This is a genomic window from Mycobacterium sp. 852002-53434_SCH5985345 (genome assembly GCF_001667155.1).
GTDB lineage: Bacteria > Actinomycetota > Actinomycetes > Mycobacteriales > Mycobacteriaceae > Mycobacterium.
The window spans coordinates 1-14,370 of sequence record NZ_LZIE01000071.1 but is presented as its reverse complement, the minus strand read 5'-3'; the positions used below and the strand labels follow the sequence as shown (position 1 = coordinate 14,370).

Here is a 14,370-nt window from a genome sequence, read left to right as displayed (position 1 = left end):
GGCCCGGTGGCGCACGCCGGGCACGTACATCAGCTGAGCGATCGGAACAATATGGTCCACGACAACCGCAGGCCGCGAGGGATCGCTCGCCATGCCCGGTATCGGCGCGCCGTTGCGCGCCGGGTCGGGAGTGCCGACGCCCGGTTTGGCCTGCCCCTGCAGTATCAGATCATCGGGCCAAGGCCCCTTTTGACGCAGCTGCTTGAAGACTGGCTGCATCGGGGGAGCAACCGCTACCCCGCCGAGCGAATTCCTGGGCGGCGGCGCAGGCGGCGCATAACCCGGCGGCAGGCCAGCCTTCGCGGCGTTGATCTTGTCGATCCTGTCCTGGGAGGGTCTGGGCAGCGTTCCGTGGTCGGCCAATTTGGCTATGGCTGCGGCGCAATTGTTGAGGTTCGCTTGCGCCTGACTGCCGCGAGCATTCAGTTGGGCGGCTTCGGCATCGTAAGCGTCGGCGGCTGCCTGCTCCCTAGGCACGACGAAGTCATGGGGCTGGGCGTTGTGGCGGGCGATCTCGGCATTGACCGAATCGAGCGCCCCCTGCTGCGACTCACAACCCTGCGGAGGCCCCGGCGCGGCAGCACCGGTCGCCACGGACATCCCACCCGTAAGGCCGAAGAGGAACAGGACCGCGGCCAATATGAAGACCAGCGACCGGACAACCGCCGGCAGCCCCACCCGACTCATCGGCTCGTCACGCTTCATCTCGATGCGAGGTTACCCATTTTATGCCGCCCACCCGCGGTGACTTGCTTGCCGAAGGCCGCGAGCGCTTCGGTCGCCGGGTCAAAGGGGTCGGGGTCCGCTGCCATTTTTTCGGCGCACCTCGACAACGTCGCGCGATGGACATCGATTCGCGATCAACGCGTCGAAGCACTACTTTTCCTACCGTGATCTCGTCAGCTGCCAGTGCCCTCGCGCGGTGTGTTGCTCCCGTCCTGACCGTTGCGGCCGTCGCCTGGCTGGGCCCGCTGCATGTCGGCTCCGCCCCGGCGGTGCGCTTGGCCAGTGACGGCGACCCGTTGGCCGGAGCGCCGTTCTACGTCAATCCCAATTCGGCAGCCATGCGCGCCGCCCAGAGCGCCGACCCGCCGAGCCCCGAGTTGACCGCCATCGCCAACACACCGCAGGCGTACTGGATCGTTCCGGGCCCATCGGCTGGCACGGTCGGAAAGTACGTTGGCGATGCGAACGCTGCCGGCGCCATCCCCGTCCTGGCGATCTATGGAATCCCACACCGTGACTGCGGCAGCTTCGCTGCGGGCGGAATGGGCTCGGGCGCCGACTACCGAGGCTGGATCGACGGCATTGCATCCGGTGTGGGTGCCTCGCGGGTGGCGATTGTCGTCGAGCCCGACGCACTCGCGATGGCCGATTGCCTGTCGGCCGATCAGCGCCAGGAGCGCTACGACCTGGTCCGCTACGCCGTTGACACGCTGACTCGGGATCCGAACGCGGCCGTCTACGTCGATGCCGGTCACCTGCGCTGGCACAGCGCCGAGGACATGGCAGGCAGGCTGAAGCAAGCGGGCGTGGATCACGCGCGCGGTTTTAGCGTCAACACCGCGAACTTCTTCACCACCGAGGACGAAATCGGCTACGGGGAAGCGATTTCCGGGCTCACAAATGGATCGCACTACGTGATCGACACGTCGCGCAACGGCGCCGGCCCAGCGCCGGACTCCGAGCTCAACTGGTGCAACCCCAGCGGCCGGGCGCTGGGCACGCCGCCCACCGCGGCCACCGCGGGCGCCCACGCCGACGCCTACCTGTGGATCAAACGTCCCGGTGAATCCGACGGCTCGTGCGGCAAAGGTGACCCGGCCGCGGGCACCTTCGTGAGTCAGTACGCCGTCGATCTGGCCCGCAAAGGCGGGCAGTAGCCGCCTGCCGGGACGTCAGATCTTCAAATACCCCTTGTCGGCTGGGATTTGGGCGGCGGTGACCAAGGACGACGCGTCGCTGGCCAGCCAGACCACGATGTCGGAGATCAGGTCGGGCGCCGCCAGTGAGTCCGTCGGCAGCGCGCCCGGCGAGAAGCTGTGGATGTACTGCGGATGGTCCTGGAAGACCTGGTACATCGACAGGTCGTTACCCATCGGGGTGTCAGTGCCGTACGGGTGCACCGAGTTGACGCGGATACCGAACTCGCCGAGCTCGACGGCCAGCGAATTGGTGAGCCCGACGACGCCGAATTTGCTTGCGCAGTAATGTCCGCAGCCCGGGACGGCTTTGATCCCCGCCGCGGAACTGATGTTGATGATCGATCCGCCGTTACCAGCCGCGATCATCGGCGGCACTACGGATTTCATGGTGTTCCACAGCCCGGTGAGGTTGGTGTCGATGGTTTCCTGCCATTGTTGGGGCGAAATCTCCCATACCCGGCCCCAATTCAGCACGCCGGCGTTGGCGACGACGATGTCGAGTCGGCCGAACTGTTCGATCGCATTCGCCACGACCCGCTGCTGGCCGGCCAGGTCGCGGACGTCCACCTCGGCGACGAGCATCTTGCGGCCCTCGCCGTCCACCAGGCTGACGGTCTCGGCCAGGTCCTCGGGGAGCGCGGGGGGATAGCCGTTGTGTTCGGCGACCGGCGCGCACGCGTCGATCGCGACGATGTCGGCGCCGGCCCGGGCCAGTCGGACGCAGTGGGATCGGCCCTGGCCGCGGGCGGCCCCGGTCACGTAGGCGACTTTGCCGGCGAGCGGGGCGAAGGGATCAATCATGCCGACAACTCCTTAACGTGCGGCGCTGGCTCAGACTGGCCGCCGGAACCGGCTTGTCGTCCCGGAGAGCCTCCACCGGCATTTGCGCAGATTAGCGATATGTGTTCAAACCGGTCAACGCTTCGTCGGGCGTATGACGTCACGTGTGCAAGTTTTCGATCCCGGCGATGCGATCGGAATGACCGGCCGGGTGGCTCGGTTGGTTGTCGGTATGCCCACCGGAATCATCCTCATGGCCCGCCCGGATGCTGCCAACCTGGTTGACGACGTGATCGACCAGGCCCGAGAAGCCTACGGGCACGGCGTCACCCAGGTGTGGTTGCCTCAGCAGCAGAACTACGACGCGATCACGCTAGCGGCGCTCGTCGGGGCTGCGGTCCCCGGACTGGGGGTGGGCACGTCGGTGGTGCCGATCAACCCGCGCCACCCCCTGATCGTCGCCTCGTTGGCGCAGACGGCACAAGCCGCCGCGCACGGCAACTTCAGCCTCGGGCTTGGGTTGGGTGCCCGCCAGATCGAACGCCAGGCATTCGGCATGGACTGGTCGAACACCATCACCCGATTACGGGAGCATCTGACGATCCTCGGGTCGGTGTTCAACACCGCCGGCGTCGACTTTCACGGCAGCGAACTCAGCGCAGGTCCGACCTGGCCGGTGCAGGTCGCCGGTGGAACGCCGATCCCGGTGTATGTGGCCGCGATGGGCCCAAAGGCGTTGCGGGTCACCGGCGAACTTGCCGACGGAACACTGCCCTATCTGGCCGGGCCCCGCACGATCGGCGAATTCATCGTGCCGGAGATCACCAGGGCGGCGGCCGATGCGGGTCGTCCCGCGCCGCGCATCATCGCCGCCGTTCCGGTGCTGTTGTCCGAAGATGTCGAGGGAGGCCGGGCCATCGCCGCGCAACAGCTGAGCCTTTACGAGAGCATCCCGTCGTATCGCAACGTAATCGCCAGGGAAGGACTCGCCAGCGTCACCGAGCTCGCCGCCATCGGACCCGAGGAACGTGTCGTGCGCCAGCTGCGCCGTTATCGCGATGCGGGCGCCACCGACGTGGTGATCAGCCCGATCGACCGCTCAGCGTCTGTGGACCGCGCAGCGTTATGGAGGCTTACCGCCGCGTTGTGAACCGCCACCAGGCGGACTGGTGGCTGCCTGCCGGCGGTTGTCGCAAGGTTTCGAGCCCACGGCCTTCGAGCAGGGTCCGACGCTGGGCGGGCAGTCGGCGCCGTCGAACGAGTGCACCGGATGCCCGGGCAGGTACACCAACAGCAGTCGCATTTTGACGGCCTTCAGCCACCTCGATGACGACAGCGACATCGTCTACCAACCGAACCGCGGCGTCCTCGATTACCTGCATCGCCATGCCGCACCTCGAATCACCTGACAGAGAAGGAAATACGGTATTGGGAGGCGGCGCAGCAAAGCTGCGGTTAGTCCGTGGCGGCCAGCACGTCACGCACTGCACCGTCGACCGTGCTCAGCAGGTCCGGGTCGATGCCTGCTCGGCCGCGAACCAGAACCGATGCGTTATTGGCCGGCGGCAGTCCCTCGGCCGGGCACAGGCCGTCGGGCAGCTTGCCGATCATCGGCAGCAGCGCCACCCCGAGCCCCGACCGCACCGCCGCGTACAACCCGGAAAGATCGCCGCACTCGGCGGCGATTTCATAGGCAATACCGTGGCTTTCGAGGATGGCGAAGGCCGGCTCACGCAAGGTGCACGGCTCGGAGAAGATCACCAGTGGCAGCGGTTCTCGTGCGGGAACGGCCAACGTTCGCGCCGAAATCCATTGCAGCCGAACCAGTCCAGAGGCATTGGCGCGGTCCAAGCCCGCCCCGTCGAGCATGATCGCCAAGTCGACCAGTCCGCGTTCGATCGAGTCGGCCAGGGACACGTTGCGGTCCAGCCGGAAGCGCACCCGCCGGTCGGGGAGTCGATCGCGCAGCGCGCCGGTCAGTCCGGACAGCATCACGTCCGCGCCGTGCTCGGTGGCCCCGATCGTCAGGAGCTTTGGTTCGGTGGCGCCCAGGTCGTCGAGCGCTGTGTCGTGCGCGGCCAATATCGCGCGGGCATGCCGCAGCGCCCTCAGGCCCGTCTCGGTGAAGACGATGCCACGGCCGGAGCGCTGGATCAGCGGCTGGCCGACGACGGTCTCGACTCTGCGGAGGTGCTGGCTGACCGCGGACTGGCTCAGATGCAGCGCCGCGGCGGCGCGGTGAAACCCGCCGCAGTCGGCGACCGCGACGAGGCTCCGCAGCGGCGCGATGTCAAGCACCTGGGCCATAGGCGCACCATAGTCCGATTAGCAATCTCGATCAATTGATACGGCCCTCATACGTATTTCGATAACAGAACTCGCACACCGATAAGACAACGTGATCAATCGCGATCAGCAATAATCGTTGGACCGCGGGGGTCGGCCTGGGCCAGCATGGGTCGCATGGACCTGCCACGGATGCCGCTGACCACCGCGTCGGCGGTAACGTTCTTCTACGCGCTCGGCTATCCCATCGGCGTGCTGGCCGTGACCGCCATGGCGCCCATGCCCGCGTTGGTGCTGCGATTCGGTTTGGCCGCAACGATTCTGGCGGTATGGGCCGTACTGGCCAAGGCGCCCTGGCCGCGAGGAGCGCAGCTCGGCCACGTCGCGGTGGTCGGCCTGCTCATTCAAGCTGTGCAGTTCTGCTGCCTCTACGAGGCCGTCCAGCTCGGGTCGCCGGCCGTGCTGTGTGCGGTGGTGATCGCGATGAACCCCGTCGCCACGGCGATCCTGGCCGCCGTGTTCCTGCGCGAGCCGCTGGGTCCGCACCGGATCGCCGCGCTCGGCTTCGGTGTCGTCGCGGTGTTGGCCGCGTGCGCGCGAAGGCTGGCGGCCACCCACGGGGTCGACCCGGTCATCGTGCTGCTTGGGGTTGGGTTGCTTGGGCTTTCGGCTGGCGGCGTCTACCAGCAACGGTTCTGTGCCGGTGTCGACTTTCGCACGATGAGCGCACTGCAGAACGCGGTCGGGCTGATTCCCGCCGCGGGGCTCGCAATGCTCACGCCCTTCACCGTGCACGACGGCCGGCAGGCCGTGTTCGCGGTCGCCGGCATGGTGTTGTTGAACGCGACGCTGGCGGTGAGCCTCTACGTCCGCGCCATCAATACTCACGGCGCGGCAGCGGTGGCAATGCTGTTCGCCGTCATTCCCGCGGTCGCCGGGGTGCTGTCGTGGCTCATGCTCGGCCAGCGCCCGGACGCCGGTGTCGCGGTCGGCCTGGTCCTGGGCGGCTTCGCCTGCTGGCTCAACAGCAGGGCATCGAAGCCGCATCGCACGAAGGAGAGTGTGGAATCCATCGGGACGCGGGAGGTGTCCCCGGTTGGCCAGCGGATTCATGCGTCGTGCGGGTCGCCGTCGACGACGCAAAGGTAGCAATCGGGCTTCGGATTTGCCACGATGCCAAGCCATTCGGCCGACCGGAGGACGGCGGCGAGCCGGATTCTCGGCGATGTGGCGGTCGTGTCCGCGAATTGGTCAGCCACGCGTCCGCCCGGCCCCGCATACTGCGGCTACCGTGATCTCTATGACGCCGGCCAGCCGTTCCTCCGCAAAGCCGGTAAAGCGGCGCCCCAAAGATCGCAAGGCACAGATCGCCCGGGCGGCTTCGGATGCATTCAGCGAGCTCGGCTACCACGCGGTCAGCATGGAAAACATTGCGGCGCGGGTCGGGGTCTCGGCGGCGGCGCTGTACCGGCATTCGCACGGCAAATATGACCTGTTCCGCTCCGCGGTCCTGGCACTCGGGCAGCGGCTGGTGGACGCCACGGAGTTTGCCGATCACCTGCCCGATGATGCCGATCCCGAGGAGACGCTACGTGCACTGATCGGTTCGCTGATCGATACCGCGATTGTCAACCGCACAACGGGGGGACTTTACCGGTGGGAAGGCCGCTATCTGCAGGGCGAAGACCAGAGAGTCCTGTCCGAGCAGGTCAAGCTGGTCAACCGGCGTCTGCAGCGGCCGTTGATCAGACTCCGGCCCAAACTGCAATCACGGCAGCGTTGGGTGCTCTCGGTGGCGGCGTTGAGTGTCATCGGCAGCATCACCGACCACCGTTCCCGGCTGGGCGACGGAGAGGTCCGGGCGACGTTGGCCGACATCGCGGCCGCCGTGTTGAGGGCCGACGTGCCGGTGCCGCCGGCGAGCGAGTCGGAATCCCAACGGGCAGCCGCGATTACGAGCGCGGTGGGCAGCTACGAATTGCTGTTGCATGAATCGATCCGGTTGTTCAACGAGCGGGGGTTCCGCGAAACCGGTATGGAGGACATCGCCACGGCTGTCGGCATACCGGTGGCGAGCATCTATCAGTACTTTCCGAGTAAGGCCGCGATACTGGCAGTCGCATACCGGCGCGGCGCCGACCAAGTCTCCGGTGACCTGTCCACTATTTTGGCCGCCGGCGGTGATCCGGAGCACTCGCTCGCGCAGCTAATCGACGCCTTCGTCACGCGTTCGTTCGCCAACCCCGAACTGGCCCGCGTTTACTACACGGAGCGCAACAATCTGCCCGATACGGACGCGGTACTCCTCTACAACATCAATCGCTCCACCGTCGAATCCTGGGCGCGGCTGGCCGTAGCGGCGCGACCCGAACTAACCCTCGGCCGCGCTCGATACGCCGTACACGCTGCGCTCGCACTCGCCGTCGACATCGGTCAGCTCGTCATGCCCGGCACGAGCCAGCCCGCACGCATGACGGTGCGCCGACTGATGGAAATCACCTTGCTCGGCAAATCGGACACGGCTCCCCGCAAGGCGGGGAGGGGCGGGACGCAACGCGGCTGAGGGAGGACGCAAGCCGGCTTCAGGTCGGAATGGTGCTGCACTTGTCCTGGCGTCACTCGAGCGCGACGACACGTGCGGCGATCCCTAACGCCGTGCTGCTCAGGAAAACCACTCGGCCGAATGAATGGCTTCATGGCAACGGGCGCTACCCGATATCTCGAATCGCGATTAACATAGTCGCCATCCGTACCGGGCGCCACGGGGTCTCCGACCGTGCTCTTGCGCCGACGCGCCCGGGAGAGGTCCCCGCGCGAAAGGCACGCCGATGCTCCACAGGCTCCGCCAACTACTGGACTACCAGTTGACGATCGCTGAGCTCCTGGGCCTGGCCGTCCTGCTGGGCACGCCGTATCTGATCGTCGGGGTGATCTGGTCGTCCACCCATACGAGCCATCTACGTGATATGCACGGACTCGATTTAGTGGTGTCCTTTCTCGGCTCGATCGTGTCCTGGCCCGTGCTGCTGTTTGCCAACGTCTGCATGACGTAGGGGCCGACATGACCACACGCGCGCACCTGATCTTCTCGGTGGCCGTAGTGGCCCTGACCGCCGGACTTTTCGCGCTGCGCTTCCCGGTCTTCATCGACGCGTACGACCAGTACGGCTGGCAAGTGAAGTGCGGCAGCGGATTCACCACTGACTTGACCCAAGCTTCGGGTGCCGTCAACGGGCCAGATCATGTGGCCTCATCAACCGGTGCCCCGGGCACTAATTACGTCGCACGATGTGATGACGCGCTGATGATCCGGCGCGCGTGGGCAATCCCCACGGCAGCCCTCGGCGGCCTCACGCTGACATGGCTGGCCGCGATGGCGCTCGCTCGCGACCGACGGCACACCGGAGTCGGGAGTCATCATCAAAATGCCTGACCGCCTGCGTAATCCGCGAACCTTCTCCGGAGAACAGATGACGATGATCGCGCCGGCGCGACACCCCGTCCGCTAGCAACCCACTTAGCGCGTGCTCTCGTCGGGAAGGTCGCGTCGGGACTGGTGTAATCCCGGTGCGTCCGGGTCGTCGTTCGGGTGCTCCAATTGCTCCTGCAACTTGCGCTGTTCCTCGGTCGCCTGCCGAGCGTCCTCGGGGGCGGGTGGCGGGTCGAAATTGACTTGCTGGTCCACGTGGGATCTCCTCTGACCGTCTGCGCTGCTCCAGTCAGGATCTCCCGAATCCCACGGCTCGAAACCTGCCCGGCCGTCCGCGTCGGCTAACCGAGATGCGCGGACAGCAGCCAGGCCCCCATCGACTTGCGGCCGTTGCCCTCGTCGCGGATGTTTGCGCCGGCGAAGGCGTCGAAACCTTGCAGGAAGCTGTCGGGCACGTTGGCGTGAATCCGCGCCGGCCGGATGTCGTCGACCACCCAGTACTTGGAGACCACGTCCCGAAGCTCGTCCTCGGTGACCGCGTTGACCGGGCCGTCGGCCGGCATGCCCGCGCGGTCGAAGACCAGCACGAAGTAGGAGGCACCCGGCGCCGCGGCACGCACGATGGACTGCTGATAGCCCTCGCGCAACTCGACGGGCATTGAGTGAAAAAGGGTGCTGTCGACGATCGTGCCGAAGCGGCCGTCGTAACCGCCGAACGCACTGATGTCGGCGACGTCGAACGTGGCATTGGCCAGACCCCGCCTGGCGGCCTTCTCGCGCGCCAGTTTGATGGCGGTGGGCGACTGGTCCAGGCCCACCGTCGTGAAGCCGCGCTCGGCGAGGAACAACGACACCGCCGCCTCCCCGCAACCCGCATCGAGCACGTCGCCATGGAACTTCCCGGCCTCGATGAGGGCCGCAATCTCCGGTTGCGGCTCGCCGATGCTCCATGGCGGCCGATTGCCTTCACCCATCTCGGGGGCTTCGCCCCGGTAGGCGGATTCGAACATATCTTGAGTCGGCTGAGACATGCCACATGTATATCAACCAGGCTGATATATGTCAACGGGGCTGATGCATGGGAAGTCGCACTTACCCCAGGGTCGCCGTCAGGTAACCGGAGTCTTCGCCGAACGAAGCGAGCTCGTCATTCGGTACTTCGAAGCCGTGGGCGGCAAAGGCCCGGTCGGTCGTCCGGATGTCGACTTGCCAGCCATGCCCGGCCAGGTATTCGGCTGCGGTGTTGCGGTCGCCGGTGTAGAAAAGTTCGGCCAGGTTGATCTTGGAACCGAGACGCTGCGACCGTTCGGTCAGCTTCTTCGCCCAGTCCGGCGGGATGTTGCGCAGATCCATGTGTTCGGTGGCGATCCGGCTGCCCGCCGCCGACAAGCCGACGATGTGGTCGAACAAGCGGTCCTGCGCCTCGGGCGGAAGGTAGACGAGCAGGCCTTCGGCGCTCCAGGCCGTCGGTGCGTTCGCCTCGAACCCGGCCTCGACCAGCGCGGCCGGCCAGTCCTCGCGCAGGTCGATCGCCACCGTGCGGCGCTCGGCGGTAGGTTCGGCGCCCAGCTCGGCCAGTACTCGCGTCTTGAACTCGATGACCTCGGGTTGGTCGATCTCGTAGACCACCGTGCCGGCCGGCCAGGCCAGCCGGTAGGCCCGGGTGTCCAGCCCGGACGCCAGGATCACCGCCTGACGAATACCGGATTCGGTTGCCTGCGTGAAGAAGTCGTCGAAGTAGCGGGTGCGCACCGTAATCTGCTCGTTCACGGCCTGGCGATTCAGCAGGGGATCGTCGGATCGGTCGACCTCGTGATCGATGAGCTTGACGAAGACGTCGCTGCCCACGGCGCGAACGAGCGGATCCGCGAAGGGGTCGTTCAGCAAGGGGTCCGGCCCTTGGGAGGCGATCGCCCGTTGCGCGGCGACCGCCGTCGCGGTCGCTCCGACGCTGGAGGCCAGATCCCACGTGTCGTTCTCGGTGCGGGCCACTACCCGGCTCCTCTCCGCTATTAGTTAGCTCACTTAAGCGTTGAGGCCCCACTCTACGCTTGCACGCCCGGACGGGCCGTTCGGCGATGCGCACGGGGATGACGACGGCGCGACGACGTGTTGAGATCAGGTATGCCTGACGACATCGAACTGAGCCCGAGGGACTGGGTACGCGAGCAGACCGAGCAAATCCTGAAACAGGGCACGACCGACGGTGTCGAGATTCTCGATCGGCCCGTCGTTCTGGTGACGGTCACCGGGGCGAAGTCCGGCAAGAAGCGTTACGTGCCGATGATGCGCGTCGAAAGCAACGGGCGTTACGCCATGGTCGCGTCGAAAGGCGGCGCCCCCGCGCATCCGTCGTGGTATTTCAATCTGAAAGCCAATCCCGAGGTCACGCTGCAGGATGGCGAGAGGGTCGTCGCGCTGAGGGCACGCGAACTCGACGGGTCGGAGCGAGAGCAATGGTGGCAGCTAGCCATCGAAGCTTATCCGCCCTATGCCGAATACCAGACCAAGACAACTAGGCAGATACCGGTCTTCGTGCTGGAGTAATGCACCGCGCGTCAACCTATTTCGGTGAATAGCGCCGTCGGCCACTCGACAGCGACCGGCAGCAAAAGATTTGCATTCGATATGCGCGCGGCCCGTCAGGTTGCGACCCGCTTGGCTGCCCCATACCTTCGATATGCATAGGCCAGGCGCGCTTAGCAGAACAACGACGTTCTCCGGCGATTGGAAATCGCCAGTGCCACAGGGCTTCACATCGCACTATCCGGGCGCATCACGGGCTGATATCCGGCGCGCTTCCTCATGCACATTTCCAGGGAGGGCCGATGCAACACGCCGGGCGGCAAGGTCACCAAGACTTCCAGCAGGGTCAACCGAATTCAGTTGACCGGTGGCGCGCGGCCATGCAATACGACTTGCCGGCCTCGTTAGTGGTTTTCCTGGTGGCGCTTCCGTTGTCACTCGGGATCGCGATCGCCTCGGACGCTCCAGTGCTGTCCGGCTTGATAGCGGCGATCGTCGGCGGGATCGTCGCCGGGTGTGTCGGCGGATCGCCGTTGCAGGTCAGCGGTCCGGCCGCCGGGCTCACGGTCGTTGTCGCCGACCTGGTTTCCCAGTTCGGCTGGGCGGTAACCTGTTTGATCACCGTCGTCGCGGGAGCACTGCAAGTCATGCTGGGGATCAGCCGGATTGCGCGCGCCGCCTTGGCGATCTCACCGGTTGTCGTGCACGCCATGCTGGCCGGGATCGGAATCACCATCGCCCTGCAACAGGTGCACGTATTGCTCGGGGGTGAATCGCAGAGCTCGGCCTGGACAAATGTCATCGGGCTCCCCGCACAGATCGTCGGCGCGCACCGACCGGGCCTCGTGCTGGGCCTACTCGTCATCGCCATTCTGATTGCCTGGCGCTGGGCACCGGCCCGGTTGGCCAAGGTCCCTGGCCCACTGGTCGCCATCGTCGTCGTTACGGCTATCTCGGTCGTGTTGCCGTTCAACGTATCCCGCATCAGGTTGGAGGGCTCGGTGCTGGAGGCGCTGCAACTGCCGCAGCTTCCGGACGGGAACTGGGGCGCCGTCGTGGTCGCGGTGATCACGGTCACGCTGATCACCAGCGTCCAAAGCCTGCTGACGGCGGTCTCGATCGACCGCATGCACACCGGCCCGCGCACCGACTTCAACCGGGAGTTGATCGGGCAGGGCGCGGCGAACATGGTGTCCGGCGCAATCGGTGGGCTTCCCATCGCCGGTGTGATCGTGCGCAGCGCGGCTAATGTCAACGCGGGTGCGAAGACCCGCGCCTCGACGATCATGCACGGGGTCTGGATTCTGTTGTTCGCCGTCCCCTTCGCGGGATTGGTCGAACAGATCCCCAGCGCGGCGCTCGCCGGCTTACTCATCGTCATCGGGATCGAGCTGCTGAAGCCCGCACACATCGAGACCGCCTCGCGCAACGGCGACCTCATCGTCTATCTGGTGACGATTGTCGGCGTCGTCTTCCTGAACCTGTTGCATGGCGTCATGATCGGGCTGGCCGTCGCGGTCATCGTGACCGGGTGGCGGGTGGTTCGGGCCAGGGTGGAGGCGAAGCCCGTGGGCGACGAATGGCATGTGTTCATCGAAGGGGCGTGCACCTTCCTGGCCCTGCCCCGGCTGACGGGTGTGCTCGCAACGATCCCCGAGCGCACCACGGTCACCATCCACCTGGTGGCCAACTACCTCGATCACGCTGCCCATCAGGCGATCAGCGACTGGCAGCGCCGGCACTGCGCTACCGGGGGAGCGGTCAAAGTCCATAACGGACCGATGGAACCCTATGGACGCGTGGGCAAGTCGTCGAAGGCCAACCGTCACGCGGTCCATCTCACCTTGGTCGAAGCGGACGCCGGCTAGCCCACGTCCTTACGCTCAGGACGCGTAGGGAGTGCCGTGGGGAAACATGTGCCGGCGAACGAGCTTGTGCCAGCGACGTTGTCGGTAGCGTGTCGCTCCGCTACGACAGGTCGCCGGCGATCCGCTTGAGCACGGCGAGGTGATCATCGACCGTCGCGAGGCCGGCGTTCATCGTGTTGACCGACACGTGGGTGGCGCCCGCGGCCCGCCAGGCCGCGATGTCGGCCGCGGTCTTTGCGCGGTCGCCGGCCCAGCTGACCCGGCCTTCCATTCCGAGGCTTTCCGCGTCGCGGCCGGCGGCCGCGGCGGCGCGCCGCACCTGTTCCCGCGCGTGGTCGAGGCCGGGGCCGGGAGCCGTCATCGGGAACCAGCCGTCCGCGAGACGCCCCGCGCGTTCCAGCCCGCGGTCGGACGCCGCGCCGATCCACACGGGGATCGGGCGTTGGGTGGGCAATGGGGCCAGCCCCGCCGCGGTCACGGTGTGATACTCCCCGTTGAAGGTGACCGATCGTTCGGTCCACAGCCGGCGCATCAGTTCGAGCTGCTCCTCGGAGCGCTTGCCGCGATTGGTGAACTTCTCGCCCAGCGCCTCGTATTCGACCGCGTTCCAGCCCAATCCGACGCCAAGCCGGAATCGGCCGCCGGTGAGCAGATCGACTTCGGCGGCCTGCTTGGCGACCAGCGCCGTCTGTCGCTGCGGCAGGATGATGACCCCGGTGACGAGTTCCAGGGAGGTGATGGCGGCGAGGTAGCCGAACATGACGAACGGCTCATGGAATGTCGAATCGATGTCGTAGGGGCCATCCCAGCCGCGGTGCACGTTCGGGTCGGCGCCCACCACGTGGTCGTAGGCGAGGATGTGGGTGAATCCGAGTCCCTCGACGCCCTCGCCGTACGCACGCACGACCGCGGGGTCTCCACCGAGCTCGATTTGCGGGAACACAACTCCAATGCGCATTGGCGGTGCAACCGAGCCGCAGGCGGATTGCTTCCCGTGCACTGAATCAATTTGGGACGGTGCCGTCTTCGCGCCTCTCGGCAAGTGGTCGCTCGAAGCGACGGTTTTGAGGTGGTACCCGGGGGAATGTCCGACACCGTCGAGGGCAACAACGAAGGCCACCGCCCGAATATTTCGTCGACGCTCGATGATGGACGGGTGACAACAAAAAAGATCAGGAACGCGCTGCGGGTCGGTGACTTCGAGCCGGCGTTCGAGGCGGAGCTGACCGCGCGCTACGACATTTCGAAGCTTCCCGAGGGCCCCGAACGGGCCGATTTCCTGGCCGAGCATGGGGCCGACATTCGTGTGGTGCTCACGTCGGGGTCGCCAGGCGTCGACGCCGGCACGATGGCGGCGCTGCCGCATCTGGAGGTGATCGTCAACAACGGCGCCGGGGTTGACCTGATCGATCTGTCGGCGGCGCGGCGTCGCGGCATCGGCGTCAGCAACACGCCCGACGTGCTTTCGGACACCGTGGCCGACACTGCCCTCGGCCTGATCCTGATGACCCTGCGCCGTTTCGGAGCCGCCGACCGCTACGTGCGGGCGGGCGGG

15 protein-coding genes and 2 pseudogenes are annotated in these 14,370 nt (G+C 66.2%); 10 read left to right on the top strand and 7 right to left on the bottom strand.

All coding sequences use genetic code 11. The features are described from left to right. A pseudogene (locus tag A5756_RS17205) lies at positions 1-705 on the bottom strand (hypothetical protein); the annotation flags it as partial. Between the two features lie 185 nt (positions 706-890). Between A5756_RS17205 and A5756_RS17200 the strand changes: the two are divergent. Further along, positions 891-1,883 carry a glycoside hydrolase family 6 protein gene (locus A5756_RS17200; RefSeq protein WP_156659603.1) on the top strand — a complete coding sequence of 331 codons (993 nt, stop codon included), beginning with the start codon at positions 891-893 and terminating at the stop codon, positions 1,881-1,883. A gap of 15 nt (positions 1,884-1,898) precedes the next feature. Here the strand turns inward: A5756_RS17200 and A5756_RS17195 are convergent, their stop codons facing one another. Further along, positions 1,899-2,726 (bottom strand): mycofactocin-coupled SDR family oxidoreductase, encoded by an 828-nt coding sequence (locus A5756_RS17195; protein ID WP_066954808.1) that lies wholly within the window; start codon positions 2,724-2,726, stop codon positions 1,899-1,901. Positions 2,727-2,937: 211 nt separating this feature from the next. On the opposite strand from A5756_RS17195, the gene A5756_RS17190 reads away from it, so the two are divergent. Further along, positions 2,938-3,855, top strand: a complete 918-nt coding sequence (locus A5756_RS17190) for an LLM class F420-dependent oxidoreductase (protein ID WP_066954813.1) — start codon at positions 2,938-2,940, stop codon at positions 3,853-3,855. A gap of 19 nt (positions 3,856-3,874) precedes the next feature. Beyond that, the gene (locus tag A5756_RS17185; RefSeq protein ID WP_156659601.1) at positions 3,875-4,114 is read left to right on the top strand and encodes a hypothetical protein; all 240 of its coding nucleotides are present in this window, start codon (positions 3,875-3,877) and stop codon (positions 4,112-4,114) included. Positions 4,115-4,160: 46 nt separating this feature from the next. On the opposite strand, the gene A5756_RS17180 is transcribed toward A5756_RS17185, so the two are convergent. Beyond that, positions 4,161-5,012 (bottom strand): LysR family transcriptional regulator, encoded by an 852-nt coding sequence (locus A5756_RS17180; RefSeq protein WP_066954801.1) that lies wholly within the window; start codon positions 5,010-5,012, stop codon positions 4,161-4,163. A 171-nt stretch (positions 5,013-5,183) separates the two neighbouring features. On the opposite strand from A5756_RS17180, the gene A5756_RS17175 reads away from it, so the two are divergent. The 4 genes from A5756_RS17175 to A5756_RS17160 all read left to right on the top strand — a co-directional run bounded on the left by A5756_RS17175 (position 5,184) and on the right by A5756_RS17160 (position 8,424). Further along, on the top strand, positions 5,184-6,140 hold the full coding sequence (locus A5756_RS17175; RefSeq protein WP_082948322.1) for a DMT family transporter: 957 nt from the start codon (positions 5,184-5,186) through the stop codon (positions 6,138-6,140). A gap of 151 nt (positions 6,141-6,291) precedes the next feature. Next, a complete protein-coding gene (locus A5756_RS17170) occupies positions 6,292-7,554 on the top strand; it encodes a TetR/AcrR family transcriptional regulator (RefSeq protein WP_066954798.1) in 1,263 nt (420 codons plus the stop codon). Positions 7,555-7,819: 265 nt separating this feature from the next. Further along, a complete protein-coding gene (locus A5756_RS17165; RefSeq protein ID WP_066954795.1) occupies positions 7,820-8,044 on the top strand; it encodes a hypothetical protein in 225 nt (74 codons plus the stop codon). A gap of 8 nt (positions 8,045-8,052) precedes the next feature. Further along, positions 8,053-8,424: a hypothetical protein gene (locus A5756_RS17160; RefSeq protein WP_066954792.1), complete on the top strand. Its 372-nt coding sequence runs from the start codon at positions 8,053-8,055 to the stop codon at positions 8,422-8,424. A gap of 84 nt (positions 8,425-8,508) precedes the next feature. Here A5756_RS17160 and A5756_RS26280 read toward each other — a convergent pair whose 3' ends face one another. From A5756_RS26280 to A5756_RS17150, 3 genes are all read right to left on the bottom strand, one after another. After that, positions 8,509-8,676, bottom strand: coding sequence for a hypothetical protein (locus A5756_RS26280; protein WP_197505791.1), 168 nt, complete (start codon positions 8,674-8,676; stop codon positions 8,509-8,511). 86 nt (positions 8,677-8,762) lie between these two features. Then, complete coding sequence (locus A5756_RS17155; protein ID WP_066954790.1) at positions 8,763-9,452, bottom strand: class I SAM-dependent methyltransferase; 690 nt, start codon at positions 9,450-9,452, stop codon at positions 8,763-8,765. A gap of 61 nt (positions 9,453-9,513) precedes the next feature. After that, the gene (locus A5756_RS17150; protein WP_066954787.1) at positions 9,514-10,413 is read right to left on the bottom strand and encodes a class I SAM-dependent methyltransferase; all 900 of its coding nucleotides are present in this window, start codon (positions 10,411-10,413) and stop codon (positions 9,514-9,516) included. Between the two features lie 132 nt (positions 10,414-10,545). Here A5756_RS17150 and A5756_RS17145 point away from each other — a divergent pair, with 132 nt between their 5' ends. Then, the gene (locus A5756_RS17145; protein ID WP_066954784.1) at positions 10,546-10,968 is read left to right on the top strand and encodes a nitroreductase family deazaflavin-dependent oxidoreductase; all 423 of its coding nucleotides are present in this window, start codon (positions 10,546-10,548) and stop codon (positions 10,966-10,968) included. A gap of 359 nt (positions 10,969-11,327) precedes the next feature. Then, the gene (locus A5756_RS17140) at positions 11,328-12,815 is read left to right on the top strand and encodes a SulP family inorganic anion transporter (RefSeq protein ID WP_066954781.1); all 1,488 of its coding nucleotides are present in this window, start codon (positions 11,328-11,330) and stop codon (positions 12,813-12,815) included. Between the two features lie 100 nt (positions 12,816-12,915). Here A5756_RS17140 and A5756_RS17135 read toward each other — a convergent pair whose 3' ends face one another. Further along, positions 12,916-13,773: an LLM class F420-dependent oxidoreductase gene (locus A5756_RS17135; RefSeq protein ID WP_066954778.1), complete on the bottom strand. Its 858-nt coding sequence runs from the start codon at positions 13,771-13,773 to the stop codon at positions 12,916-12,918. Positions 13,774-13,899: 126 nt separating this feature from the next. Here A5756_RS17135 and A5756_RS17130 point away from each other — a divergent pair. Then, positions 13,900-14,370 (top strand): annotated as a pseudogene (locus A5756_RS17130) (2-hydroxyacid dehydrogenase); the annotation flags it as partial.

Coding starts and splice junctions, on each gene's coding strand:
- A5756_RS17195 (WP_066954808.1), bottom strand. CDS start 2,726: ATGATTGATCCCTTCGCCCCGCTCGCCGGCAAAGTCGCCTACGTGACC.
- A5756_RS17190 (WP_066954813.1), top strand. CDS start 2,938: ATGCCCACCGGAATCATCCTCATGGCCCGCCCGGATGCTGCCAACCTG.
- A5756_RS17180 (WP_066954801.1), bottom strand. CDS start 5,012: ATGGCCCAGGTGCTTGACATCGCGCCGCTGCGGAGCCTCGTCGCGGTC.
- A5756_RS17175 (WP_082948322.1), top strand. CDS start 5,184: ATGCCGCTGACCACCGCGTCGGCGGTAACGTTCTTCTACGCGCTCGGC.
- A5756_RS17170 (WP_066954798.1), top strand. CDS start 6,292: ATGACGCCGGCCAGCCGTTCCTCCGCAAAGCCGGTAAAGCGGCGCCCC.
- A5756_RS17165 (WP_066954795.1), top strand. CDS start 7,820: ATGCTCCACAGGCTCCGCCAACTACTGGACTACCAGTTGACGATCGCT.
- A5756_RS17160 (WP_066954792.1), top strand. CDS start 8,053: ATGACCACACGCGCGCACCTGATCTTCTCGGTGGCCGTAGTGGCCCTG.
- A5756_RS17155 (WP_066954790.1), bottom strand. CDS start 9,452: ATGTCTCAGCCGACTCAAGATATGTTCGAATCCGCCTACCGGGGCGAA.
- A5756_RS17145 (WP_066954784.1), top strand. CDS start 10,546: ATGCCTGACGACATCGAACTGAGCCCGAGGGACTGGGTACGCGAGCAG.
- A5756_RS17140 (WP_066954781.1), top strand. CDS start 11,328: ATGCAATACGACTTGCCGGCCTCGTTAGTGGTTTTCCTGGTGGCGCTT.
- A5756_RS17135 (WP_066954778.1), bottom strand. CDS start 13,773: ATGCGCATTGGAGTTGTGTTCCCGCAAATCGAGCTCGGTGGAGACCCC.